15 protein-coding genes are annotated in these 24,658 nt (G+C 61.2%); all 15 read right to left on the bottom strand.

Annotated elements, in window-relative coordinates:
• Positions 1 to 244 precede the first annotated feature (244 nt).
• The 15 genes from DYI22_RS08335 to tssF all read right to left on the bottom strand — a co-directional run bounded on the left by DYI22_RS08335 (position 245) and on the right by tssF (position 24,594).
• Positions 245 to 1,261, bottom strand: coding sequence for a hypothetical protein (locus DYI22_RS08335; protein ID WP_213477587.1), 1,017 nt, complete (start codon positions 1,259 to 1,261; stop codon positions 245 to 247).
• Positions 1,258 to 4,866, bottom strand: a complete 3,609-nt coding sequence (locus DYI22_RS08340) for a hypothetical protein (protein WP_213477588.1) — start codon at positions 4,864 to 4,866, stop codon at positions 1,258 to 1,260. Before DYI22_RS08340 ends, DYI22_RS08335 begins: the two co-directional genes overlap by 4 nt.
• Before the next feature lie 33 nt (positions 4,867 to 4,899).
• Complete coding sequence (locus tag DYI22_RS08345) at positions 4,900 to 5,430, bottom strand: DUF4123 domain-containing protein (RefSeq protein WP_213477589.1); 531 nt, start codon at positions 5,428 to 5,430, stop codon at positions 4,900 to 4,902.
• Positions 5,431 to 5,448: 18 nt separating this feature from the next.
• Positions 5,449 to 7,572, bottom strand: coding sequence for a type VI secretion system Vgr family protein (locus tag DYI22_RS08350; protein ID WP_213477590.1), 2,124 nt, complete (start codon positions 7,570 to 7,572; stop codon positions 5,449 to 5,451).
• Between the two features lie 84 nt (positions 7,573 to 7,656).
• Complete coding sequence (gene tssM / locus DYI22_RS08355; RefSeq protein WP_213477591.1) at positions 7,657 to 11,268, bottom strand: type VI secretion system membrane subunit TssM; 3,612 nt, start codon at positions 11,266 to 11,268, stop codon at positions 7,657 to 7,659.
• A gap of 33 nt (positions 11,269 to 11,301) precedes the next feature.
• The gene (gene tssA, locus DYI22_RS08360) at positions 11,302 to 12,726 is read right to left on the bottom strand and encodes a type VI secretion system protein TssA (protein ID WP_213477592.1); all 1,425 of its coding nucleotides are present in this window, start codon (positions 12,724 to 12,726) and stop codon (positions 11,302 to 11,304) included.
• A gap of 34 nt (positions 12,727 to 12,760) precedes the next feature.
• Complete coding sequence (gene vasI, locus DYI22_RS08365; protein WP_213477593.1) at positions 12,761 to 13,405, bottom strand: type VI secretion system-associated protein VasI; 645 nt, start codon at positions 13,403 to 13,405, stop codon at positions 12,761 to 12,763.
• Positions 13,402 to 14,967, bottom strand: coding sequence for a sigma 54-interacting transcriptional regulator (locus DYI22_RS08370; RefSeq protein ID WP_213477648.1), 1,566 nt, complete (start codon positions 14,965 to 14,967; stop codon positions 13,402 to 13,404). The genes vasI and DYI22_RS08370 overlap by 4 nt, the downstream gene beginning before the upstream one ends.
• A 175-nt stretch (positions 14,968 to 15,142) precedes the next feature.
• A complete protein-coding gene (gene tssH / locus DYI22_RS08375; RefSeq protein ID WP_228300894.1) occupies positions 15,143 to 17,830 on the bottom strand; it encodes a type VI secretion system ATPase TssH in 2,688 nt (895 codons plus the stop codon).
• Positions 17,796 to 18,623: a type IVB secretion system protein IcmH/DotU gene (icmH, locus tag DYI22_RS08380; protein WP_213477595.1), complete on the bottom strand. Its 828-nt coding sequence runs from the start codon at positions 18,621 to 18,623 to the stop codon at positions 17,796 to 17,798. Before icmH ends, tssH begins: the two co-directional genes overlap by 35 nt.
• Before the next feature lie 3 nt (positions 18,624 to 18,626).
• Complete coding sequence (gene tssK, locus DYI22_RS08385) at positions 18,627 to 19,961, bottom strand: type VI secretion system baseplate subunit TssK (protein WP_213477596.1); 1,335 nt, start codon at positions 19,959 to 19,961, stop codon at positions 18,627 to 18,629.
• Positions 19,961 to 20,476, bottom strand: coding sequence for a type VI secretion system lipoprotein TssJ (tssJ, locus tag DYI22_RS08390; RefSeq protein ID WP_213477649.1), 516 nt, complete (start codon positions 20,474 to 20,476; stop codon positions 19,961 to 19,963). Before tssJ ends, tssK begins: the two co-directional genes overlap by 1 nt.
• Before the next feature lie 14 nt (positions 20,477 to 20,490).
• A complete protein-coding gene (tagH, locus tag DYI22_RS08395; RefSeq protein ID WP_213477597.1) occupies positions 20,491 to 21,819 on the bottom strand; it encodes a type VI secretion system-associated FHA domain protein TagH in 1,329 nt (442 codons plus the stop codon).
• Between the two features lie 22 nt (positions 21,820 to 21,841).
• Positions 21,842 to 22,858 carry a type VI secretion system baseplate subunit TssG gene (tssG, locus tag DYI22_RS08400; protein WP_213477598.1) on the bottom strand — a complete coding sequence of 339 codons (1,017 nt, stop codon included), beginning with the start codon at positions 22,856 to 22,858 and terminating at the stop codon, positions 21,842 to 21,844.
• A complete protein-coding gene (gene tssF, locus DYI22_RS08405) occupies positions 22,822 to 24,594 on the bottom strand; it encodes a type VI secretion system baseplate subunit TssF (protein WP_213477599.1) in 1,773 nt (590 codons plus the stop codon). Before tssF ends, tssG begins: the two co-directional genes overlap by 37 nt.
• Positions 24,595 to 24,658: the final 64 nt, after the last annotated feature.

A 24,658-nucleotide genomic window follows, 5' to 3' on the forward strand; every position in this document is an offset into this window, starting at 1 on the left:
GGGTGTCTTTTCTATTCTTGCGGGCCTTGGCCGCGTAGTGCACCTCGCCCCCGAACAAAAGATTGCCACCCTGTAAATCCGACCCTACCTCGGATTTTCGCCGGAGCCAAGAGTTAGCATCCACCGCTCGCTCTCAGGTTGCCACCGGCATCGGGCTCAATGCCAATATCTGGCCGTCTTGAATGGTACGACGAACTTTCTCAATCTATGGTCATGGTCAGTCTCGAGCATCCAACAGTCGGTTTTAACGCCAGGAGTGGTTAACTAATGCCGTCTGATTTTTCCGCTTGAAGGCGTCGTAATCCTCTTCGTTCATATTCCGCCAGTGATAAGGGTCACGTCCCGTTTTCTCGTCGTGGGCGCGGGTGGTTGGGTCCAGGTAGCGGTAGGCTTCGAACAGGGGGATGTCTGGAAGTGGTTTGGTCACATCCATGTACTGGCGAATCAGATCCCAGTAGGCCAGTACGTCTTCGCGGTTGGTGGTGGCCGCCAGAAGCTGGTTCATGGGCAAAGCCCATTCCTGGGTTTTGTGCACCAGCACCAGTCGGTACCAGATGTTGCCCTGATGATCCGGCAGGCTCAGCAGGTAACCATCCCATTCGTGAAACGGGGCCTGACCCCGTATTTCGCCGGACTGCCCCTCTTTTTCGGGATCCTTGAACAGCGTTACCATGCCGGTGCGGCGGTTAAGCTCCCAGAGGGGGCCCTTAATATCCTGGTAAACGAGCTTGGGGTATTTTTTCTCAAGGAGGCGGCCCAGGCCCCAACAGAGGAGCATGGGCGAAAAAAAGAACTGGAGCGTGGGGAGAACTGCGTCTGAAAAATAATGAGAGAACGAGACGTCGGCAGGTTCCATAAACCACATGACCACCCACACGAATACGAATATGGGAAACAAGATATAAAATGTTAATCGCCCCCCATGCTGCATCCACAATAGCGCCCAGCTTAGCTTGGGGAGGGTGGCATAGCGCAAACACTCTTCATCCAGGCGACCATGATAGGTGTGCCTTTCTTGAAGTTCAGCAACACCTTTCCGTTTCTCGATTTCTTCATATTCCCGGAGCTGTTGCGGGTGCCAGGTCTCTAGAAGTCCAGGGGGAATTAACCCAGACGACGCTCCCTTGGATAGCGGCGAACCCATGGTCCAGCTTTTGCGAAAGAGAGCACTTTGTTGGTTGTTCTCCTTTGGCTCCGGCGCCTTACGATTGCTGCGATAGGCTGTAGGAGCGTAGCCAGAAGTCTCTAGGGTGGCGTTCACGTAGCTTCCTCTACTTTTTTATGGGTTTGCTCATCCGCCCAGAACAGTTGTTCCGTCTCACTGAAGTCTGGCTCTCCGTGTTCAGCCTGATCGAAGGTGGTGGCCTCTTGCAGCTCCGGCGCAGGAAATACCAGGTTGCGGTGGGCCTGACCAAAATCATGGGTGGCTTGCCACTGCGCCTTAACTTTCACGTCGCTGGTTATGACAGATTTGCCACTCCAGGAGTGCTCTGTCGTTTCTCTAGGCGATAGGGCCAAATAAAAGACCTTACCATTGGGAAGGGGTTGCTCCAGCAGTACCTCCGGTGAATCCGGGAATAGCCTCCTTTGAGTTCTCTGACCACGGCGTGAGAATTTGCGTGTAATTCGCTCTGTGCGCATGGCAACGGTCAGTGTGGCGGCGTCCAGTATTGCTGAGAGATTATTTTCCACTCGTACCGCGGTATTAATGTTTGCAATATCGCTGGCCCGCCAGGAATCCAGTGAATAGCCCTGCTCTGTAAGCCTTGCATGCATGTTATTGACTTTTTCGATGGTGATGCGGGGCCTTGCCAATAGGTCTACAAGCCGATAATACGTCTCCTCTGGGCTTCCATCCAGGTGAGGGTAAGCATTATCTTGCTCCGCTCCAAAGGGTCCTCGCTTCAACCAATCCACCAGAGGTGGGTCGTCCACTACGGCTGCCAGCAGGCTGGCACCGATGGTAACGGTTACACCAGCAAGCACCCAGCCCCATGGCCCCAACCCCAACAGGATGGGAGCTACTCCGGCTTCCGCCATTTTGGTCATCATAAGGCCGCCCATCACCATCATGCCGCCACCAATGGCTGAAACCCCATAAGCCGCCGCGGCATCGAGATCGCCAGTATCCCACTCGTACGTCATATCCAGCAGGGAAACGGTGATGGTCAGTCCGGCGGTGACAAGGCCACCAAGCACTCTACGACTCACTATGCCTGGCAAAGCATCAGCCAACCTGGTGGATGCTCTTCCAACGATTTCTGCGTTGATAGTAAAGGCAGTTCTGCTAAGGCTTGCGCTTGAGCTTTTCCAAATACCGACATCTTTGCTCAGCCGCTCAGCCGCTATAGTTCCGGCAAAAAGCAAATCAAGCGCCGCGCTCGCCATCCCGAAACCTGCTCGGGTTCGCCCTTTTTGTGCCCCTACACTTTGCAACAGGCGAAATTCACTCCAAACGTTATGCGCCTCAAAAATCAACACCAAATAGGGCACCCGCACTCGATCCAAAAACTCGTCCAAACGCTCCATACGACGCAGATCCCGTTGTGCCTTGACTACCTCCGAGCTTTCCGGTGCGGCGTATACCTGCATACGCCGAGCTTCATCGGTATCGGCCAAGTCCGGGACGTTTGACTTACGGGTGCTTGCAAGGGGAGTTCCGTCGGCGTTCAGATACTCACCATAGAAGCGCTTGTGGCCATTGGTTCTATGGACATACTCCCGGTCTGCTTTGGTCAAGCCCATGTCCAGGCCTGAAACGGGATCACGCAGCCCAAGAATGATCCAGCCTTCCGGAACCGCATTGCGGGCAACCAGCTTAACGCTGCCAAGCAATGACGGGTCGCGGGCTTTGGCCATACGCAGAAGGGGGCCATATAGCCGGCTATCGAGTACGTACGCATGGGATTTCAGCCGGTTAGCAAGGGATCGGACATTCTTATCGATTCCGTCCAGGATTGCGTCGATGCCGGCCATCCAGCGTTTCGTTTGTGAGGACAGGTCTATGTCATCGAATTTTGCAACCCCGGCCAGTACTGCGGCTGTCAGGGTCTGTACTGCATCCTGTTCCGGCTGCTCGTCCGATAGCTTTTTCAGGTCCTCGGGACGGCAGCGGCCATCGCCGCACTCCCCTCTGGTTCCACTTTCTTCAACAGAGCCGGAACTGTCGGCCATGTCTGAGGGAAACAGCATGCAATGCAGTGGTTCTTCACTGCCGTCTTCAACAATTTTCAGGACGAGGTGATTGGCATCTCGAACCTGGGATTCATTGGCTACTTCCACCCGGGCGAGATGGTCAAGGCTGCCGGGATCCATAGCCAGGATCTGGAAAATATCCCCTGTACAGGCGAATCCCTCGATATAGTCAGCTCCAGAGAGATTGAACAGATCGGCCATGGCAGCCTGGTTGACAGATTGCCCCATCAGGCTGGCCAGTTGTGTCTGTGCCATAGCCAGCTCCTCGCGAGCCAGTTGGCGTTGGGCAGTGAACAGGTGGGCATGCAAAGGACCGAAGCGGCTGGTGTCAATCTCCTTGAAATGGCGATGCAGACCATTTTCCTGTCCACCCAGACGTTCAGGCCCCATCAGCCGGTACACCAACTGAGCACTGTCACCATGGGGCTTCTGCTCAATGGCCTCAAGGAGGCTATTCATAAACCGGCGGGCCTCTGATCCTGAGGCCAGCCGATGTCGAATAGCAAAAAGGCGGTCCTCCAAAACAACACCGGCGTGATGATTAGCTTTTGCAGAAGCCAGCGCATCTTCCGCGCTGGCAAGTGACTGCCATAACTCTGTATTGGCCTCCTCAGAATCCCGATCAGCCAGAAAAGCATCTACGCGAGCAGCAGGGGTTCCACGCAAGGGGCAGTCTCGATAACAGGCTGCTTCCCAGGCTTCATCCGCTGATTCGCCACCTGCATTAAAATCCTGCACCTCCCTCGCCGCTTGTTCAAACAAGTTGCTGGCATAGGTGCCAGACAGATCGTAAATCTGCTTCCAGGGCCGGCGTAGGCGTTGCTCAAGCTCCGGTTCACGTAGCCGCATCTCCGGGAAGGCGGAAAGAGACACCAATTGCCCTGGAGTGGCCGTCTGGAGGGGAGAGTATTGAGATGCCACCTGAGGCTCAGGGCCGCTAAGAGACTGGCACCTTGCTTGCCGGGCTGCGTTGTTCAGTTCCAGATAGGTAAGTTGTCGGGCCGAAAGCTGCACCTCCGAGAAAGCCAGTTGAAACTCGCCCATGATGGAGGTGTTCATTTCGCATACGGGTAACCAGATGCTCGGCTGTGGCTTGCCCACAACGCTACGCCGATCACTTTTAACGCCCGGCACACCTGGTTCCCGATAATCCATCAAGCGTACGTCACAGAACTCAAGGGTTCCTGCGTCACTGTTACGGACCTCAAGCTCTCTCCACAGCGTGCCGTTGCGAAAGATATAAATAAAGCCAGGCCTTACCGGCACAGCACTATCTGAATCCCTGCCAGGCTCCGGATCCGGGTCATTCAGCAGCGTTAGTGGAACGACAGGCCAGATTCGATTCCATTGACCCTCTGGTTGGCGGGGAGTGCTTGCCACCCCGCTGAAAAGAGGAATGCGGATGGGGCTCCCTTCTTCAGCCTCTATATCAAGCCATACGTTCCCGGAAGGTTGGCCCTTCCAGGGCCAGACATGAAGCGCAGAAACATCCAGCTTCTCCGTCTCAGCCTGATTTTCCAACTGCTCTTGCTGTTCGCGATTGGAGGTGTCAAACAGACGAAAACGCGGGCCCTCTGGGCAATCTTTTCCCATCACCTCAATAATCAGGGTTTCACCCTCACAGGCAGGGCCGCAATTCCCGGTTTCATTGCTTGAGTTATTTTCAGACATCCCTGTCATTCCTTTCTCCTAAATGCCGTGCATTCATGACGGGCCACTCATGGCATTTATCGCCCGCCACTGATGTTCGTCCAGTGTTGCCACCGGAGACATGGAAAAGGGTTTCGGATTATCCGTAATCCGCCAGCGTTTTGATCCGGCTTCGTCAACCCAATAAATCACCCGCTCAATCACATCGGCCCCAGGTGCGCTAGCGGGAGACAACTGGTGCCATATCCGGGCATCGTAAAATCTCAGGAGCCCTTTTCGCTGGCCGTCGAAACGCACTATCAAGCGAGCCCTCAACCAATCGGCGACCATATCCTGCCCGGCTGAGGATTCCAGGATCAGTCCGCTCAAGCTCTCTTCCTTCAAACCTTGCAATGCCCATTGATATCCGGCGCTATCCTGTCGCGCTTCCAACAAAATGGGACCTTCTTCGCGATAAGCATGCCAGTCGGTATCGGAAAATAAATAGAGCCACTCAGGGCTCTCTGAGATTTCGTAAAGTTTCTGTAGCAGGAGCTTCGGATTCAGTGACTCCAGCACAAGATAACGCGTTTTATTGTTGCCCATAAAAGATGCCCTCTCCGCCTAAGCCTGCTGTGCTTTCCCGCACGGACAGTTACTCAAAGGACAGGAACCATCCGGCTGCTCCTGACATTGCTCCACCACGGCAGACCGCTTCATTCGTGCCTGTTTCAGGCGATGGGCAACCACGGGTTTGGGCTCCGCATTTGCCCGCTGACCCACATCCGCAATCTCCACAGGCGCAACCGCCCCACCATTCTTCTCCACCAACCCAGGCATCTCCGGCACCTTCACCTTCTGCCCACTGCCCTTTCCCGGTGAACCACCGGCATTCATCTTGATCGCCGCGCCACCCATGGCCACGCCGCTGGGGTCGATCTTCACGAAGCTGCCGCCGGCTTTGAGGGTGATTTCGGCGCCGGCTTCGATCACACATTTCTGGCCGGCTTTGATGTGCAGCTCGGTACCGGCGTCGCTGAGCCAGGCGGTGCCGGCTTTCAGGTGCAGGGTGCCGGTGACGTTGAAGCTGTGGTCCTTGCCCGTCTGCTCGCGTTTTTCGCCGTCCACGGTGTTGTGGTCGTTGCCCTTGATATGGCTGAAGGCGTTCTTTTCGACCGTGCGGTGGCTGTCGTTCCTGATGACTTCCGTGCGGTTGTGTTCGGTCAGCAGGTCCAGGTCTTTCTGGGCGTGGAGGTAGATCTGTTCTTTGTCGGCTTCATCTTCAAACCGCAGTTCGTTGCTGCCCTCGCCCTTGTGGGTCTGGGTTTTTAATGTGGTTCTTGTCTTGTGTTGCGGCAGCGCGTACGGCGGGGTGTTGGTGGCGTGGTAGGTACGGCCGGTGATGATCGGCTGGTCGGGGTCACCGTCCAGAAAGGACACGATGACTTCGTGGCCGATTCTCGGCAATGCCATAAAGCCGTACTGGCCACCGGCCCAGCCCTGGCTGACTCGCAGCCAGGCGCTGCTGTGTTCGTCGTTCTTTGAGTAGCGGTCCCACGGGAACCGCACTTTCACCCGGCCGTGTTCGTCGCAGTGGATTTCTTCGCCTTCGGGGCCGGTGACGATGGCCATCTGCGGGCCGTCCATCAGCGGGCGATGCTCGATCTGCGGGCGCCAGGGGCGGTCGGCGTGCACGGCGCTGAACCGGTTGCTGTAACTGGTGGGGTCCGAACCGCCCTCTTCTTCCAGAGCTTGAGGCTGTTTGCCGGTGTGGACAATGCCGGTGAGCAGCCATTCCCGGTTCAGGGGCTCGCTGTCGTGGTCGGTGAGGGCCACTTTGGCACCGGAGGTGAAGTCGGCGCGGTTGCTTTCCCCGCTGGCGGTGCTGGCGTCGTTGCGCAGGGCGTCCAGCCGGGCGTCGGTGAAGGGCTGGCCGCTGGCGTCGGCCTTGAAGCGGCCGGGGTATTGGTAGTTCTGGTAATCGTCGCGGTGGTTGAGGTCGGCACCGGCGCTTTCGTGCATCAGCGCGTAGGCAGGGTTCTTGAAGGTGTAGTCCTTCATGGCCACGGAGCTGGTGCGCACCCGTTCCTGGTAGGCGAAGCGGAAGACGCAAGATTTTTTGGCGCTGCCGCCGGCTTTGGCGTTGTATTCCACGGGGGCCAGCTTCGGGGCGTCGCCGTGGTGATCGGCGAGGATCAGGGCGGGTTGCTCGCTGCCATCGACGGCACCGTGCTGGTAGCGGTAGTGCCAGCCTTCCTCGGCGGCCAGGCGTTCGACAAAGGCCAGGTCGCTTTCCCGGTGCTGGACGCAGTATTCCCGCTCTTCGGGGCTGCGTTTGAGATCAAACACGGTATCGACGATGCCGCGCTCTTCCAGCAGGGTGCGCACGATGGCGTCGGTGGTCTGGGCTTGAAAGATGCGGCTGTTGTGCATCAGGCCCAAGCGCCACAAGGCTGGCTGGAAGACCACGTCGTAGCGGGTGCGGCGGTGGCCGCTGTCGCCGCGGGCGAATTCGCTGGCTACGCCGGTGAAGCGGCGTAGCGGCACGCCGTCCTGCCACACCACCAGATCCACGGGTTGCTCCAGTACATCCGCGGCAGACGCCGACGGGTCGGTGCTGGCCAGCGCCAGTGCGCCGTGAAAAAGTCCGGAAAGGCGCTCGGTCAGCTCGAAGCCGACAACCGAGAAATGATCAGAGGAAAATTCGCCAATGGTGGCGGTGAACTGCAGTCCGCTTGCCTGGGGCATGTCTTCGGTCCCTGAAGAATGTGGTGCTGTCTACGCTCGTTTAAAGTGCCGCCTGTCACCATCCTGTGGCAGGCGGCCGCTAGTCTAATACAGACTGTGTGGGATCTGATACCCCGCAAGGAGCTGCTGTGTGAACGGGTTGGTATTACTGGCGGCGTGGAGGCGATATCGCATCTGCCCGTCGTCCACTTCGAACTTCACGTCCACCGCGCTGCTGCTGACGCCGGTGATGTCGGCCCGGTCGAGCAACCGGAACAGCGCCCAGGGGCCATTTTCCGACAGACTGCGGGGTGACCGGTTAATCTGGGTTGGCACCAGAGTAATGCGGCTTTCCACGCTGTCACGCAGGGTGTTCGGCCACACCAGCGGAATACTCTGACGCGGGCCATGGCTGAACTCCACCAGCTGGCCATCCACGTTTACCACGCTGCGGCGTTTGTTCGAAGACAGGTTCAAGGGCTCCAGTGCAAACTCCACATCAAGCGAGCCGCCACGGGTGAAGAATGCCCGGCGAATGCTCTCGGCCCTGGCCAGCGCCGCCTTGACGTCGCTGCGCACCAGTCCGGCGCGACGGGAGTCACCCAGATGCTCGGGATGGTCCTCAAGGAACAGTTTCAGGTTGTCCTGGTAAAAGGTATCCAGCACACCCTCCGGCGCAAAGAAGCGTTCGAAGTCCTGCAACGCGGCATCACGCCCGGCGGCCGGGCTGAACGGATAGTGTCGCGCCAGTGCCTGCTGGAACGGCTGGTAGACTTCCCGATACCACTGGCGCTCCAGTTGCGCCACGGCCCGATCCAGCACCACTCGCCAGCTTTCCGCGGCCAGTTTGTTGAGCATGCGATCCAGCGGCGCAGGCTGATTGTCTGCCAGCCGCTGCAAGGTGAAAATGGGGTCCGCACCCTGCAGCCCCATACGGGCACGGGCCGCCTGCAACGCCGCTTTACCGCTGTCCGGGGCTTCCTGGATGCCCCGCATGTATTCGTGCAGATCCCCCAGCACCACCATCAGCTGCTCCAGATCGCTCGGGTTGTCACCCTGTTTGCGATCCAGCTGGTTGAAGCCGGCAAACTGACGGTCGATCTCCTGGATCATGGCAAAATGGCTCGACTGCTCCAGCACTTTGCGGGCGGCTTCCGCGCTTGCACTGTCATCGTCACTCCCACCGCCGCTGGACGCCGGAACCAGACGGGTGTGGTAGGTGACCTGCCCCAACAATTGCTGCAGTGGCTGGTGACCGCTGGTCAGGCTTTCGAGTATCCGAACCCCGTGGTTCAGGTCCGCGAAACTCTGAACATCCACACGGCTCAGCGCCTGGCGCCAGGCTTCGGCATAATGCTCGGCGTACAGTGCCTGAAGATCCGCGGTGAGCTTCGCCTCATCGGCTTTACTGAAATCGACGTCGTCGCGACGACCCAGCACCCAGGCGTCCACCAGCGCCAGTTCGGTCACGTCATCAGATTTGCGCAGAAACCAGGAGTTGAGCCCGTCGCGGGTAAGCAGCGCGGGAATCACCAGCGGGTCGGCCTCAACGTTATCCTCCATCGGCTGGCCGCGCTCATCGAGCGTGGTGAACACCGTTCCGAAGGCCGGTCCGGACGCCCTGGTCAGATCAAGCGGGGAGCCGAACTCCCGCGCGGCTTCCTGTTCCAGATCCTCATAAACCCGCTCGGTGGTGGCAATACGGCCCAGCTCGTGCTGAGCCCACTGCACGCTGCTGCGGAAAGGCGCCAGCGCCATATCGGCTGTGGCGTCACCCTGGCGGACCTGGTCGGCCAGATCCGTGTGCGCCATGGCGTAATCCAGGTGGCTGCGTAACCGTTGCTGCAGATCCCGCTGGCCCGGGAACCTGCTCTGCCAGAATTCGTCCATGTAACTGGTGACGATGTCGGTACGCCGGCCACTGGCGTCGTACAGCATGCGCAGTACGCGCAGGTGATCCAGACGCTCGGAGCCCTGATCGGGTGCCTTGGCCATTTCCCCCATCACACCCAGCATCAGCGCCGGCAGATACTGATAGGCCAGCATGTCCAGGTAGGAGGCCTCCACTTCCGGCCCCACCTGATGCCCCTGGTAAAGCCCCATATCCTTCACGACGGGCCAGCTCTCCCGGTAATCGCCGAACGCCAGGGTTGCCTCCCGCAGCTCGTCCAGCGGCTGGAGCAGATTGCTACCGGTGGTGTCCGGCTCGTACCCGATGGGCCGCCAGTTATCGATGAAGCTGCGAACCCGCTGCTCGACCGCCGTTGCAGCTTCCGCATTCTTGATGAAATAGTGCTGCCAGCCGGCCGTCATGCCCAGCCCGGCGGAGATTGCCACGACGGCGGCCACCGCCACCCGGCGCCGGCGACTGCGCACCACCCGGCGGTTATCGCCGGCCAGCCCGGACTCGCGATACACCACGTCTGGAAACAGGCCACGGGTGAACAGGCTCGCCGATTGCCCGCTACGCTGGGCCGGCTGAATCGGACCGGAAAGCTGGTAATTGGCGGCGGCGGCGGAAACAAACGCATCTTCCGGCACGCCCTCCTGAAGTACTGACGTGAAATAGGTGCCACGAACCAGCGCCGGCGTCGAGAAGGCGTCCTCGGACAACAGATCGGCGAGGAACTGCTCCAGTACCGGCTTCAGGCCCGCCATCTGACGGCTGAAGGAATACACCGACGCCCGCTCTTCCGCCTCGCGGGTGGCCGCCATCACATCCGGCAGGCGCCGGTTCAGTTGTTCAACCATCGCGCCGTAGCGCTCGGCGAATTCCGCCAGCCAGTCATCGCCCTCCAGCTGCGCTTCCAGCGGGAAGGTAAACCCCAGCGGCTGCTCCCGTTCGGCCTTGGTCAGAGTCCGCATGAACGGCGCGAAACCATACAGCAGATCCAGTTTGGTGAAGCTCACATACACCGGCAGCCGCGACCCGAGCGTCTCCATCAGTTCCCGCAGGCGGGTTCTCAACAGAATGGCCTGGGCTTTGCGCTGCTGTTCACTGCCGGTACTGAGGCGGGCGAGATCCACGGTCAGCACCACGCCGTTCAGCGGGCGCTGGGGGCGGTTGCGCTCCAGCCACTGGATGAAGTGCTGCCACAGCCGCTGCTGCAGTTCGGAACTGGCCCCCTCACCCTGGTTCTGGCTCAGCAGTTCGCCGTCCGGATCAATCAACACGCCGTCATCGCCAATCCACCACTCGAAACCCAGCGGATTACGGTCGGTACGGGCATTGCGAGTCACGTTGGTCAGCGTGTACGTCTGACCCGAGCGCTGTATCAGGCTGGTTTTTCCCGCCTCCTCAAGGCCCATCACCAGATACCAGGGCAGTCGGTAAAGCCCTTTGCGACCGGGAAGATTGCTCTTCAGCGCCTGCAGCTGACGGTCCAGCAGCCGGCCCTGCCGACGTTCCAGTGGCAGGATCGGGTCTTCTTCCTCCCGCTGCTCGTCCTTCTTCGCTGCGTTGATCTTTCCCAGTTTCCTCGCCAGCATGGCGCCCCAGATCATGGCCACCACCAGCACCACCCCGAGCGTCACCAGTGCCCGCATCTGCCAGGCGACCAGTGGCTGCTCGCCGCCGATCTCCAGGCGAGGCCCCAACCACCAGGTGGCCACCAACAGCACGATAACCCCGAGCGCCAGGGTTACCGGCGCCGCACTGCGCAGGTAGGGAAGAATTCGTCGACCGATGAGTAATGCTTGTCTCCACATGGCATCCATTCCTGATAAAAGGTGTACTAAAGGCAAAATCCGTTAAACCAGTTTTTCGAGCCTGGCCACCAGTCCCGGTTCCCAGTCTTCCAGGGTCAGGCCCCGGGTCTGCTGATGCAGATCCTGAATCTGCTGGCTGGCCAGGGCTTTCAGCCCGCTGTCCTTGAGCAGCCGGGCGCTGGCGAAGCGCCAGTAAAAACGCTCGCGCGGCTCCCGGGCGCCGGCAAGGCCGTCTTCCATCAATTGCATCGCTGTGGCCAACCCTTTGCCGCCAGCCACATCACGGGCCTGGTCGTAGGCCTGCTCCCAGGGACTGGCGCCGGCGGCAGAGCCTGCAGCAGCCGGTGCCGCCTGCATCCAGTCTGCGGCCTCGGCAGACAGAAAGGGCGTGCCATCATTAAATGTCATGTCCGCCACCTGGGGCAGACGCTCAACAAAGGCCATCAGCGAGGCGCGAATCGCTTCGCCACAGGCCGCATACCCAAGCGCTTCCGCAATACGGGCACTGAGCCAGTGGCCATCGAGCCAGAACGGGCTGACCGACAGGCTTTGTTCGACGCGCTTCCACAGTTCAGGATCCGGGGCCTTCTCGAGGGTCTCCCGATACTCCGCCACCCGATCCGCGCTCACCGCCGCCAGGTCGGTTTTCACGCCATCACGGGACGGTGGGACGCCGGTAATGCTGTGCCAGATCGCATGGCGGCGCAGTTGATAGCCGAGCGCCGAACCCGGGTCGGTGTCCACCAGCAGATCCGCCACCTTGAGCAGGCTCTGTCGTGTCGCTCGCTCGTTGGCGGGGTCCAGGGTCAGTTCCCCCAGAGCCGCCGAAGTGGTGCCGGTTCCGCTCGCGCTGGCCGCCGGGGCCGTGGGCACAGCTGCGGGCGGCTTCTCCACGGCGGGCCCGGTGTCCACCTGTGCCGGCAGTTTCTCCAGTGCACGCTTCAGGTCAAACAGTCCGTCGTCCGCCAGCTCGTGATCCGCCGCCTGCTCAAGTAACTGTCCGATCAGTGTCAGGCAATAGCCACGGCCATCGCCGACGCCACCATCAAACGACAGCGAACTCACTTCCTTACCGGCGCGCTGCAGCATCTGGGTGAACATCATCTTGCGTGCCCGTTTGCCCTTGTCCCCCGGGTACGGCCAGGCGTTTGGCCACCAGGTATCGAGCACCCGATGGAGCAGGAAAAACGACAGCGCAAACCGCTCGCCGTTGCCGCCCCGCTGCAGGCTCAGCATCAAGAACCCAAGCACTTTCAGGTCCTTGCTTTGGTCGGACAACAGGCGCAGCGATTCGCTTTCCACTTTATGCCAGTCGATGTCGCCATGGGCCAGCGAGCCCACCTTCATGATCTCGTTGTCCAGAAACTCCAGCGTCACATCATCGCCCAGCGGTTCACCTACATCGGATTCACCGCTGATCGGCGTCAGTACCTGTTCCACATACGGATGCTGTTCAACCACTTGCATTAGAAAACCTGCCTTGCCATGTATCGGTTTTGCGTTACCAGCCACACTCGGCCCGCAATGGGCGAATCGCTTCGCGGAAGCCCGCGAGATCGAACATCAGGCCATCTACCCGGCCATCTGACGAACGGATGCGAGCATCCCCCTGACCGCTCAGCGCCTTGGCAACCCGGATCGCGGGCAAACCGCGTCCGCCGCTGAGCACAAAGCCGTTATCACGGACACGCCAGAGATCTTCACCGGCGCCAAATCCCACCCGAATGCGCTCCCGGTCCAGCGGCTCCGGCAGCATCAGGGTCAGCTCGGTGATGTTGTTGTGGCATTGCAGCGCCAGCACCGGGCGTGGCGGCTGGGCACCCAGCGCGGCCAGGGTGACCAGGTGGCCGGCGCGGTCGCCGGTGTTGCGGTACAGCGGTCCATCGCCTGGCTGCCGCGACTGCTCCTGTGAGTAAACCTGTATCCAGCGCTGCGGGCGCGGTTCTTCTGGCGGCCGGGCAGACATCTGAGCCGCCACCGGAGTTTCGAAAACCGCATCGAAGCAGGCCAGGCGCTCCAGGCGTTGCGACTCCTGGGTGCACTGGCGGGCAGCATCGAGCTGGCCGGCCGCGACCGGGGCACTCAGTACAGCAGCCAGGAGAGCTGCCAGAGCGGGCGACAATCCGGAAGAAATACGCAGGGTCATACGTCAGCCACCTGATACTTCAGACATTTATGGGCCAGCGTGCGCTTCGGCAGGCCGAGACTTTCAGCCGCCTGTGCACGATTGCCGTCGTATTGGCGAAGCCGCTCACGGATCACCGCGGCTTCGAATGCCTGGGAGGCGGCTTTGAGATCCCGGATATCCTCGGCCACCGGCACGCCCGCAATGCCGGTCGCGCCGGCTTCCGTGTAGACAGCGCCAGCCGGCTCGGCAAACAGGTCGTCCAGGCGCAGAACCTCGGGCTGAATGTCATCGCCCACCGGCGTTTGCAGGCACGCGAGTTCGACGATGTTGCGCAGCTCCCGTACGTTGCCCGGAAAGGCGTAACCGGCCAGCGCATTCAACGCGTGGCTGCTGATGCCCATGGGACCGGCACCTTCGCGCGCCTGATAATGGGCAATAAAGTGGCGGCACAGCGGCTCCAGGTCCTGGGGGCGCTCCCGCAATGGCGTAACCCGCAGCGGGAACTGGCTCAGACGGTAGAACAGGTCGCGACGGAAGCGCCCCTCCTCTATGCCTTGCTGAAGCGGCTGATGGGTAGCCGCCACCAGACGGAAATCCGAGTGCTGCTCCTGCTGCGCACCGAGCGGGCGGAACTGGCGACTTTCCAGTACCCGCAGCAGTTTGGACTGCAGCGCCATCGGCATATCGCCAATCTCATCCAGAAACAGGGTGCCGCCATCGGCCTGGGCCAGCAGGCCTTCCTTGGCTTTGTCTGCGCCGGAAAACGCGCCTTTGGTGTGGCCGAACAGTTCGCTCTCCAGCAGGGTGTCGGGAATGGCGGCACAGTTCACCACCACCAGAGGGCCATTGGCACGGTCAGAGAATTCGTGGATACCTTTGGCGACCAGATCCTTGCCACAGCCGGTTTCCCCCTGCACCAGCACCGCAAGCTGGCTGCCGGCGGCACGGATGATCTGGCCGCGCAGGTGAGTCATCTCGGCAGACGTGCCGACCAGGCTGCCGGCCAGTTGCTGGCAACGCTGGCGCACGGTTTCCGCATCGTGCAGATGGTCCAGTGAGCGCTTGAGCAGACGGCGCTGCCAGACCTGGTCCCGGTTCTGGAGCAGGCTGACCCATTGGTGGGTGAGCAGTTGCTTCAGGCCCTGGTAAAGCGGCATGGCGGTAATGCCGTCCCACTCGGGCTCGTCGTGGCAGAGCACGAGGATGCCGAGGGTTCGGCCGTCGTCGCCGCTGATCGGTTCGAGCCAGAACGACCGCGGGCGGTTGCTGGCATCCAGCAGGGCCTGAAAACCGCTGTGGTCGAGGCGGTAGCTGGCGGCGCGACTCAGTTCCCGGGCTTTTCCACTTTGCAGCACGTGGGCAAAGGGGTGGCTGAAATCGGCACAGTCGAATTCGCCGAGTTCGTCCAGCTCGGCGCAATGGAGGGTGCGGCCGCTCAGGTCGAGTTCCAGCGACCAGCAGCGGGCAAGGCCGAAGGCGTTTGTCAGCTGTCGGGTGGCGGTTTTCAGTAAATCCGGCAGGTTATCCTGTCGGATCAATGCGACCGCCAGGTCGATGCCGGTGTGCAGTTCCATCTGCATCCGTCCCATTTTTCTATTCCCTATCGGGCTGTTATGGAGTTTGCCGACCGCGCAACCTGCGGGGTGGCTCTCCAAAACACGCTGTGAATACATCCTTGTACGCTCCGCTCCGCCATCCATGGCTCCGCAGGGTTTTGGAGAGCCACCCCGCAGGCTACGCTGCGTTTCAGTTACCTTAGGCAACGGTTCCTACGAATCGATTTTCGTCTACGCCGAGAGTCACTGTGTTCACAGACTCTCGCGCCGCGAGCTTCTCTAACAGCGCCAGCGATACTGGTGGCAACAACTCGCCTTCAATGATCGACTCCAGCATCCTGGCGCCATTCTCGCTTCTGGTCGCCCGGCTGCGGATGACTTCCACCAACCCATCTTCCAGCACCACGTCGGTGTGGTAGCGGTTGCTGATCTGGTCCGCCAGACGCTGGAGCTTGTCGCCGACGATGCGGTTCAGGGTGTCGTCGCCCAATGGCAGGTAGGGCACCACTTCCATCCGGGCCAGCAGGGCCGGTTTGAAGAAGTTGGCCAGTTCCGGGTAGAGAGCTTCCTCAATGTTCTCCGGTTCGTCAGCATGGTGGACGATGGTCTGGTAGCCGAGGTTGGAGGTGAGGAAGAACACCACGTTCTTGCAGTCGATCAGGCGGCCTTCGCCGTCCGCCAGCTCGCCCTTGTCGAAGGCCTGGTAGAACAGGTTGAGTACCTCCGGGTGGGCTTTTTCGACTTCGTCGAGCAACACCACGGAATAGGGTTTCTGGCGGATGGCTTCGGTGAGGATGCCGCCTTCGCCGAAACCCACGTAGCCCGGCGGCGAGCCGATCAGGCGGGAGACGGTGTGTTTCTCCTGGTACTCGGACATGTTGATGGTGGTGAGGAACTGACGACCGCCGTAGAGCAGCTCGGACAGTTGCACCACGGTTTCGGTTTTGCCGACGCCGCTGGGGCCCACCAACAGGAACGCGCCCATGGGGCGGCCCGGGCGACGAAGGTCGGCGCGGGCGGTAAGCAGATGCTGGTGCAGGCAGTCAATGGCGGTGTCCTGGCCTTTGATATGAGCCTGCAGGTACGCCGGCAGATGGGTGATCTTTTCCAGCTCGTCGGTGGTCATGCGGTTGACCGGGATGCCGGTCCAGTCGGCGATGACTTCGGCCACCTGGCGGGCGTCCACGCGGGCGTGAACCAGGGGCTCATCGGCTTGCAGTTCCGCAAGTTCCTGCTCGATGGCGGCGGCTTCGCTTTTCAGATCCGGTCGCTCTTCCGCACTTTTCTCTACCAACTCAGCGTCGGTTTCTGCCGCCGTTACTTCTTCCGGCTCACCCGTCAGCATCTGTTCACGGATTTCCACCAGTCGGGCCACCAGCTCGCGCTGGTCGTTCCAGCTTTGTTCCAGCGCTGCCGACTCGTCTTGCAGCGCGGCGAAGCGGGTATCCAGTTCGCTTTCCCGCTCGGCGTCCACCGCCTGGCCCAGCGTATGCTCGCGGGTCAGCAGCTCCTGCTCCATGGCCATCTGATGCAGTTCGCTGCGCACGTGGCTCAAGCGGCGCGGCGGCGTGCTGAGGTTCAGGCTGACCCGGGCGCAGGCGGTGTCCAGTACGTCGATGGCTTTGTCCGGCAGCTGGCGTCCGGCCAGGTAACGGGCAGACATTTCAGCGGCGGCCTTCAGGGCGCTGTCTGCAATCAGCACTTTGTGGGCTTTCTCGTAAACCGTGCGCAGGCCACGGAGGATGTGAACCGCTTCGCCCGGTGTGGGTTCATCCAGCGCCACCGGCTGGAAGCGACGGCTCAGGGCCGGGTCTTTCTCGAAGTATTTCTTGTACTCGCGCCAGGTGGTGGCGGCGATGGTGCGCAGCTCGCCACGGGCCAGGGCCGGCTTCAGCAGGTTGGCGGCGTCAGAGCCGCCCTCGCTGTTGCCCGCTCCGATAAGAGTATGGGCTTCGTCGATGAACAGGATGATCGGGGTGGCGGAGCCTTTGACCGCTTCGATCACGCCTTTGAGGCGTTTTTCGAATTCGCCTTTGACCGACGCCCCGGCCTGCAGCGCGCCCATGTCCAGGGTCCACAGCTCCACACCAGTCAGCCGTTCCGGTACATCGCCGTTGACGATGCGCAGGGCCAGACCTTCCACCACGGCGCTTTTGCCGACGCCGGCGTCCCCCACCACGATGGGGTTGTTCTTGCGGCGGCGGCAGAGGATGTCGATCATCTGATCGATTTCGCCATCGCGGCACACTACCGGGTCGAGCTTGCTCTCCCGCGCCAGTTTGGTGAAGTCGGTGGCGTAGCGCTTGAGCGGGTCCAGATCGGTGGTAGCCGCCGGCTGGCCGCCATCCTTTTCCTTCAGTTGCGGGCGCTCAACGGAGCCTTCGGTGACCCGGTCGAACTGCTTGCGCAGGTGCTCGCGGTTGATCTCGACCAGAGCCTTGCTCACCTGCGGCATCAAATAGCGGTCGGCGTTCAGCAGCAGGGCCAGGAAAATAGCGCCGGAGCGCAGATCCTGATGCCCGAACTCGGTGGAGGCCAGCAACCAGGCGTCCTGCAGCAGGTCGACCAGCAACGGCGAAAACGACGGATAGGGCTCGGCGGTGCGGGTTTCGCCGTTCAGGCTGTCGCCCAGCAACGGTTGCAACTGCTGATGGTTGATGCCGGCATGCTCGAGGATCTGGCGCACGTCGGAAAACGGGGTTTCCAGCAGTTTGAACAGCAGGTGGGCCGGGGTGATTTCCGCGCCCTGGCGGCTGATACAAAGGGCCGCAGAGGATTCCAGAGCCTGGCGTGTAATGTCGTTGAGGCGCCCGATCAGCGCCGGCAGTTCTACCCGAATCACAGTGATATCCTTATTTCGGTAGTTGTTCCAGAACGCTGAGCACATCCCTGATGCGTTCGTTCAGCGCCATGTTGTAGAGCGAATAAATTCCGGCCATGGCCAGGGCAAACAGCCCGCCAATGCCCCAGATCGGCAATCCGCTGCGCAGGCGGTTGCGGGCGGGAGTGACATTGCCCAGCGCGTCCGACAGGGGTTGTTCCTCGTCGGATTCCCGCAGGCCCTTGAGCTGCTCGTGCAGGCCGCGAATGATCTGCTCGTACTCCTCGCGGCCGTTGGTCATGACCTTGTAACGGCCCTCAAACCCCAGGCACAGGCACAGGTAGATGAACGCCAGCATCTCGCGGTAACGCTGGGGCTCCTGCTCCATGCGGGAAAGGATGGCAAATACCTTTTCACCACCCCAGGTTTCGTTGTGGAAACGTGACAGCAGCGAATGCTGCGACCAGATGCTGTGGGCGCCCCAGTCAGTGCCCAGCACCGCTTCGTCGATGAAGGCGCAGAGCACGTAACGGTAGGCCACGACCGTGGGCCGTTCAAAGCCCTGCTCCACCAGTTCCCGGTCAATGGCGGCCACTTCATCCACCACCTGACGATACAGGGTCTCCACCTCGCGGAAATTCGCCAGCCGGCGTACGCGAATCACCAGTCCCAGCAGCGGTGTGGCGGCATCGATCAGACGGTTGTCTTCCGAACCTCGCAGCTGGAACTGCTCATTGGCAAACTCGTGGCCTGCCGGGCGACCCGCCTCACTGCGGTCCGCAAACATCAAATCACTGAACGCACTGCGACCGGTTTCCGTGTTGCCATTGGGTGAATCCATCACCTGTGCATCTGCCATGATTTAACTCCTGATTGCCCAGAACTGCATTTCCATTCCCGGGAAGCTGCCAGCCACATGGAAGGCAAACCCGCTGGCGTTGTCGAGCATCTGCCAGGCCTGGCTCTGGTCGTCCAGGCGGAAGTACACGAAGCCGGCGTGATACGGCAACTGACGGGGGGCCACCGGCAGAGCCGACAGCGGAACGCCCGGCAACTGCAGACTGATCAGATCGCGGATCTTCTCCACCGACGCCACCTTGCACTGCTGGGAGAACTGCTTGCGCAGATCGTCCAGCGGCATATCGGCCTTGACCGCCAGAATGAACTCCGCGCTGCCGACCAGCTGGGTGTCCGATATCGGCGCCACCGTCAGGCCGTACTGGCGCTCCTGAAGCTGGATCGCCAGTGCCCGCGGCTCCAGTACCGTGCTCAGCGACTGGCGCAACACCTGCATCAGCGGCGTGAACGAATCCTCCGGCAGATCGTGATCATAGGCGCTGTATTCCCGCGGCAGGCGGTTTTCATCGGTGAAGGTCACCAGTTCGCCGCAAAGTTCCAGCAGCGCCTCGTACAGGCGCTCCGGGTGCAGCTGGCGCAGCCGCGCCAGATGCATGAAGCGCGGGTGCGCGCGGTTCAGCATCTGCAGCAGCATGAAATCCGCCACGTCCGCAACGCCGCCCTGCCCCGGCGCGCCAACCCGTTCGGCGATGTTGCGGGCACGTTCTTTCATCAGCCCGGCCATCTCACCCACAAACCGTTGCAGGCGGGGTGCCGCCCGCACACTGAGCATGGTGGGCAGGAAGCTCGGGTCCATCACCAGACTGCCGTCCGGGCGCTTCTCCAAGATCCGGCCGATCGCCAGCGCGGCGTAGGCGCTGCGGTCTTCCCGTTCCAGCATCAGTCGCGGCGCTACGCGGGCCACATCAATGGCGTGGGCATCGCCATCGATGGAGTGCAGGTCGCGAATTTCTTCGCTGTGGGCGCGAAAACGCCCGGACACGGCGGCTTCCGGCCACTCCACTTCCGCCAGCGCCTCGCTGCCCAGCGGCAGCGCCAGATAGACCACCTGGTTGGCGACGGACGCGTCGGTGATTTCCAGCGGCTCCGGCATCACGTCGTCCTGCGGCAGACTGAAGCGGGTGCCGTCCGGGAACAGTCCGCGGGCGTGAACCAGGCCAATGCGACCGAAGCTCAGGTATTCGTCGTTCAGCGCCAGATCGCTGAAACCGTACAGGTAGTCAGACACCGCCAGTGCCCGCTCGTTGATCTGGTGTTCCAGGTACCGTTGCTGTTGCTGGAAGTGCTGCGGCTTGATAAACAGGCCGTCACTCCAGACTACGCGATTCATGACAGCCATCAGGATTCGTCCGAACGTCTGAGTTTCACTTCCCGCTCCCGCAGGTTGACCAGCAGGTGGTATCGGCCGCCCATGGGATCCACCTTGACCACTTTCTTCCACTGGGAGAGGTTGGGGTAGGCGTAGAATGCGATGATGCCAATGAACCGCGTGTCCTTATCGATCTCGAACGGCTCGATAAAACGGAACTGACCGGGTACCAGGGAGTAGTCATCGTGATCGATGTAGTTCTGCCCGAGGGAATCCTCCAGATCACTCAGCAGCTGGTCGAAATCGCCGGCCATGAGCATAGAGCTGTCACGCATTTCGATCACCTGGAAGGCGATCGGCGTCGGTGCCAGCGATTCGTTCGGGTTCACATTGGGTTCCGCCAGCATGGTCAGGTCCACGCGGCTGGGCAGGTCTTCCGGGTAGCCCACCGGAATATCGGGATCCCAGAGCACCTTGGCGGTTTTCGACACGGCGTTGTAAGGGGTGCTGCACCCCACCAGTATCAGAACAGCAGCCAGTAACATCCCTATACTGTACTTCACGATACATCCTCCCTCTGTAATTGACGCAAATGCTGGTCGTAAGCCTGATCGAACACCTCCTGAAAGAGGCGCTCAAAACCCTGCTGACGACTGGATTTCAGTTCACGGTAATAGTGCTCGTACATACCCCAGGCCCAGCGGCCCTCGTCTTCGTGTTGCTGCAGACCGCGGCGGTAGCCGTGAAAGCGGCGCAGCAGGGCCTCCGGTGAGAAGGCATGAAGAATGGCTTCCAGCCCCTCGCTGATGGCTTGCCGGGTGGCCAGCTGGTGGTGTCGCAGGCTCTGCAGGCTCTCGCTGACCGCCGCCGGCGCGGAAAGGTGTACCGGACTGCGCTCGCTGGCGAACAGCGTCTGCACGGTACCCTGGTAGTCCTGTCCCAGCCGCAATGGGTTGTCCTCAATCGGCTGCAACCGTGTGCGCAGCGCCTGGTGCCGGCTGTCCTCCCCCTGGTGCAGGGCCAGCAGGCCTTCCACCGTCGCTTTCAGAGTCTGGCCCGCCTCTTCCAGGAACAGGCGCATCTCGTCGCTGTCGGCGAACCCGGGGTCCGCCGCCATACCACGGAGCAGCGGTGCGCCGCTGATGTGCTGACGGCTTTGGTCTGCCGCTTCGTCCCGGGGTACTGCGGTGTTCTGTTCTGCCATTGTGTTGCGCTCTCCCTGCCTGACCGGTAAGCCGATCGCGCCATCGCGATGCTCCCGGTATTGATCGGTCACCTCTCCCCTGGCCGCAAACCATTCCGGCCGATCCGCCAGCAACGCCCTATCCTCAGCGGATTCCCGGGCTTGCGGGTGCGATGCTTTCTGCTCCTGCCAATGGTCTAGTGGATCGTCACTGACCGCTTCCCCGGCTACCGGTGCCAGCCCGCTCAGGGGTTCATGGCCTTCCCCGTCCAGTGGCTGAGGCTCGGGCCGCAGCAACTCGCTTTCCTCTGCATTGACCAGGGTGCGATCTTCGCCCTGGCCCTGCGCGAGGGGGTCGCCCACGGCGCGCTGTCCGCCACCGAGTTCGGCGCGGATGGCGTAGCGACCGATACTGATCACGTCGCCACTTTTCAGCCGTGCCCGCCGGCCCCGGCCCAACGGCTGGCTGGCGCTGTTGATGTAGGTGCGGCCACTGCGGTCGATCAGGCAGAACCCACCATCGATGTACCGGACTTCCGCGTGACCGGGGGTTGCGCCGGTGCGGTGCGCGGAGAGCTGCCAGGTATCGCTGGTGGCCGTGCCAATGGAGCCGCCGGCGGTGGAGAATTCATGCTCCGGCAACAGGCCACTGCCAACGGCGGTGGGGTTGCTGATCTGCAGCCTCAAAGACTGTCGCGTTTCCATGTTCTGTGTCCTTGCTCGGTCATCAGCGACGAATCTGCAGGCGAACCGCCGGCAGCTTTCGGGCCTTTTCAGGCGTTACAAACGAGTTCCAGCCCAGGCGCACCTCGGCCCCGGTCTGCATCGGCTTCACATCCTTGGGCCGCATTTGCAGCTCCAGGTCATAGGCCAGTTGTTCCCGGGTGGTAAATTCCACCAGTTTCACCAGCCGCTGGTGGTCTTTGCCGTTGGGCAGGAAATCCGCAAAGCGCTGGCGGTCGAGATTGCGAATGCGCAGGATGAACTTGCCGCTGCGGTCGCGTACGCCCGCCCCGACTAAGGTGTCCTGCCCCAGCGCCGCGTTGGCGCGCCCCAATTGGGTCTGCTGGTCCCGAGGAATGGACATCCGGCGCAGCACCCACTGCTCAATGCTGACGTCTTCCAGATCGAAACAGTGGGCCACGATGCCACTCACCACATCCGGCGACCGGCTGCGCCCGGCCATCAGCCCCGCGTAGGCCAGCATTTTCGACCAGTTGACGGGCGTGGCGTCCCGCAGGCGACGATCACCCAGACCCGCCAGCGCAAAGATGTGTTCGGAAAATCCGTCCGAGGCTCCGGGACGGAAGCGCACGTAATAGCGGTACTTGCGCCACGAGCGGTGAAACAGGGTCACCAGCCGGTGATTGAAAAAGTCCAGAAAGTGACGGCGAATCCCCAGTTCCTGACCGGCTTCCCAGGCCAGATCTTCCAGATAGTAGCCCGGCAGCGGCGACTGCGAGCCGTGCAGGCCCAGGAAGCTCACTTCCATCTGATAGGGCGCGTGCTCGTGCTCCGGCGAGAACGCGGAAACCACATCGCTGCCCGGGAACCCCAGCCCGGCCGAGGCCGAAAAGCGGATACGTTCACGGCGGGGCTGATCGTCCTGGGTCCGTTCCAGGTCGTCACCGTGGTGCCGGTGAATCAGATCCACCAGCTGGAAAAAGCTGTAGCGCCGCGCATTGCCCAGAACGGGTTGCAGCTCGGCTACATCAGCGGCTGCTGACCTTGCTGTAACGTCCATGTGTACCGTTCCTGATTGTCTGTATTCACCACTTCCAGTTGGTGAAAGGCGTTAATGCTCGCGTAGAGCGCGAAAAACTGACTCAGCACCGTGCCGAACAGGTACAGATCGCCTTCCGAGGCGAACGCGGTCTGGTCCAGTTTCAGTACCGAGCGAATGCCGCGCACCGGCAGGCCCCGCACCATGCGATCCACCGGCGAGGTTTCGATGCCGGCAATACCGGACAGCCGCTTCTGGGACACCCGCTCCGCCTGCCGATCCACCAGCGCGCGGAAGTCGTACACCCGCAGCACCGTGCGCAGGGCGTCCACATCCAGCATCGACAGGTAGTTCAGCGACAGGTTGGAAATCAGTGTCCACAGCAGGCTGCCGTCCAGAGTCGGGCGCAGCGTGGCGGTGGGCCGAGTGATGTTGCTGAAGGTGGCGAACGCCGGCGTGCTTTCCGTCGCCATGCAGATCTCGCCCACCGCCAGCTGGCTCGGCAACTGCCGGTTGGTGCAAGTGAGGGTCAGGGAAATGGCCTCCTGACGGCTCATGCACTCGGACTCGTCTCCGCGCACAAACGACATGTAATGATCAAAGCCGTCACCACGAACGCTGTCCCGCGCTCGCACCCGGTAATACAGCGCGGTGCGGCCACGATCCCGCTCCACTTCGTGCTGGAAGCTTTCGAAGGCGGTGTAGATACGGGGCTCACCGCGCCCGGAACGGCCTTCCAGCCAGCCTTCCACCTGCTCGATGCTGAACACTTCGAAATGGTCCGGCGAGCGGCTGGACGGTGAAATCCGGTACTCGGTCTGGCGGCCGTTCAGGTCCACCGGCTCGCCTTCGTGGGTGAACAGATTCACCGCCGGAGTGCAGTAGAGCTGAAAATTGTCTTCCCGCACCTTGGCGTCCGGCGGCAGGATGCGGCTGAAATGGAAACGCAGGCTGATCTCATCCGCCTGTACCGGTGGCAGCCGACGCGCCAGGCCGTGAATGTCCACGAAGCGGAAGGCTTCGGGAAAACTGAGGTATTCCTGCAGGATGCGATAGCCCGGGTAGGCGTTCTTCGGGTACGGCAGCAGGGCTTCGTCGTTGCCGAAGCCGACCGGCTGCAGCAGCGAGGCCGGCAGGCTGTAGACCGAATCGCCGACCACCAGTTCGATGCGCTCCAGGTAGTGATTGAGCCACAGGAACAGGGTTTCGGCGATGTGGCTTTCGCCGCCAAGGTAGAACCGCAAACTGTCCATGCCCAGTGCCGACAGTGGCTGGTCGGTATGCAGGGCCAGGTCCACGGTTACGGAGGAGACTTCCCGCGAATGTTCCGCGTGGGCCGCGGCAACACTGACCGGATACACGTCCACGGCGCGACAGGTGCGGAAACGGCACTGGGTCTGGCGCGTGGCATCGCCTAAAGGCCGGCTTTTGATTTCGGTGTGTCGGTCTACCCGCTGGCGTTCGCTGATGGCGTGCAGCTGCGGATCAAAACGCATAATGGTGCAGCTGGGCACCGGCCGCAGGTAATTGGGCCACAGCATGTTCAGCAGCGAATGGGTAATTTCGGGGAATTCGTCTTCGACTTTTTCCCGCAGCTTTCCAGTCAGGAAGGCAAAGCCTTCCAGTAGGCGTTCCACATCCGGATCGGTGCTCTGCTCAGAAAGAAACCGGGTCAGTTGAGGATGCGCATCGGCAAACTCCCGGCCCTGCAATCTGAGAAAACTGAGTTCATCCCTGTAAAACCGATTCAACTTCATAAAGACCACTGCACCAATGTCTGACCAAGGGGAATGGCGATACCTTTTCTGTAGGGAAGAAAGG

This window comes from Marinobacter lipolyticus (assembly GCF_018424605.1).
GTDB lineage: Bacteria > Pseudomonadota > Gammaproteobacteria > Pseudomonadales > Oleiphilaceae > Marinobacter > Marinobacter lipolyticus_B.

Coding starts and splice junctions, on each gene's coding strand:
- DYI22_RS08340 (WP_213477588.1), bottom strand. CDS start 4,866: ATGTCTGAAAATAACTCAAGCAATGAAACCGGGAATTGCGGCCCTGCC.
- DYI22_RS08345 (WP_213477589.1), bottom strand. CDS start 5,430: ATGGGCAACAATAAAACGCGTTATCTTGTGCTGGAGTCACTGAATCCG.
- DYI22_RS08350 (WP_213477590.1), bottom strand. CDS start 7,572: ATGCCCCAGGCAAGCGGACTGCAGTTCACCGCCACCATTGGCGAATTT.
- tssM (WP_213477591.1), bottom strand. CDS start 11,268: ATGGATGCCATGTGGAGACAAGCATTACTCATCGGTCGACGAATTCTT.
- tssA (WP_213477592.1), bottom strand. CDS start 12,726: ATGCAAGTGGTTGAACAGCATCCGTATGTGGAACAGGTACTGACGCCG.
- vasI (WP_213477593.1), bottom strand. CDS start 13,405: ATGACCCTGCGTATTTCTTCCGGATTGTCGCCCGCTCTGGCAGCTCTC.
- DYI22_RS08370 (WP_213477648.1), bottom strand. CDS start 14,967: ATGCAGATGGAACTGCACACCGGCATCGACCTGGCGGTCGCATTGATC.
- tssH (WP_228300894.1), bottom strand. CDS start 17,830: ATGTGCTCAGCGTTCTGGAACAACTACCGAAATAAGGATATCACTGTG.
- icmH (WP_213477595.1), bottom strand. CDS start 18,623: ATGGCAGATGCACAGGTGATGGATTCACCCAATGGCAACACGGAAACC.
- tssK (WP_213477596.1), bottom strand. CDS start 19,961: ATGGCTGTCATGAATCGCGTAGTCTGGAGTGACGGCCTGTTTATCAAG.
- tssJ (WP_213477649.1), bottom strand. CDS start 20,476: ATGTTACTGGCTGCTGTTCTGATACTGGTGGGGTGCAGCACCCCTTAC.
- tagH (WP_213477597.1), bottom strand. CDS start 21,819: ATGGAAACGCGACAGTCTTTGAGGCTGCAGATCAGCAACCCCACCGCC.
- tssG (WP_213477598.1), bottom strand. CDS start 22,858: ATGGACGTTACAGCAAGGTCAGCAGCCGCTGATGTAGCCGAGCTGCAA.
- tssF (WP_213477599.1), bottom strand. CDS start 24,594: ATGAAGTTGAATCGGTTTTACAGGGATGAACTCAGTTTTCTCAGATTG.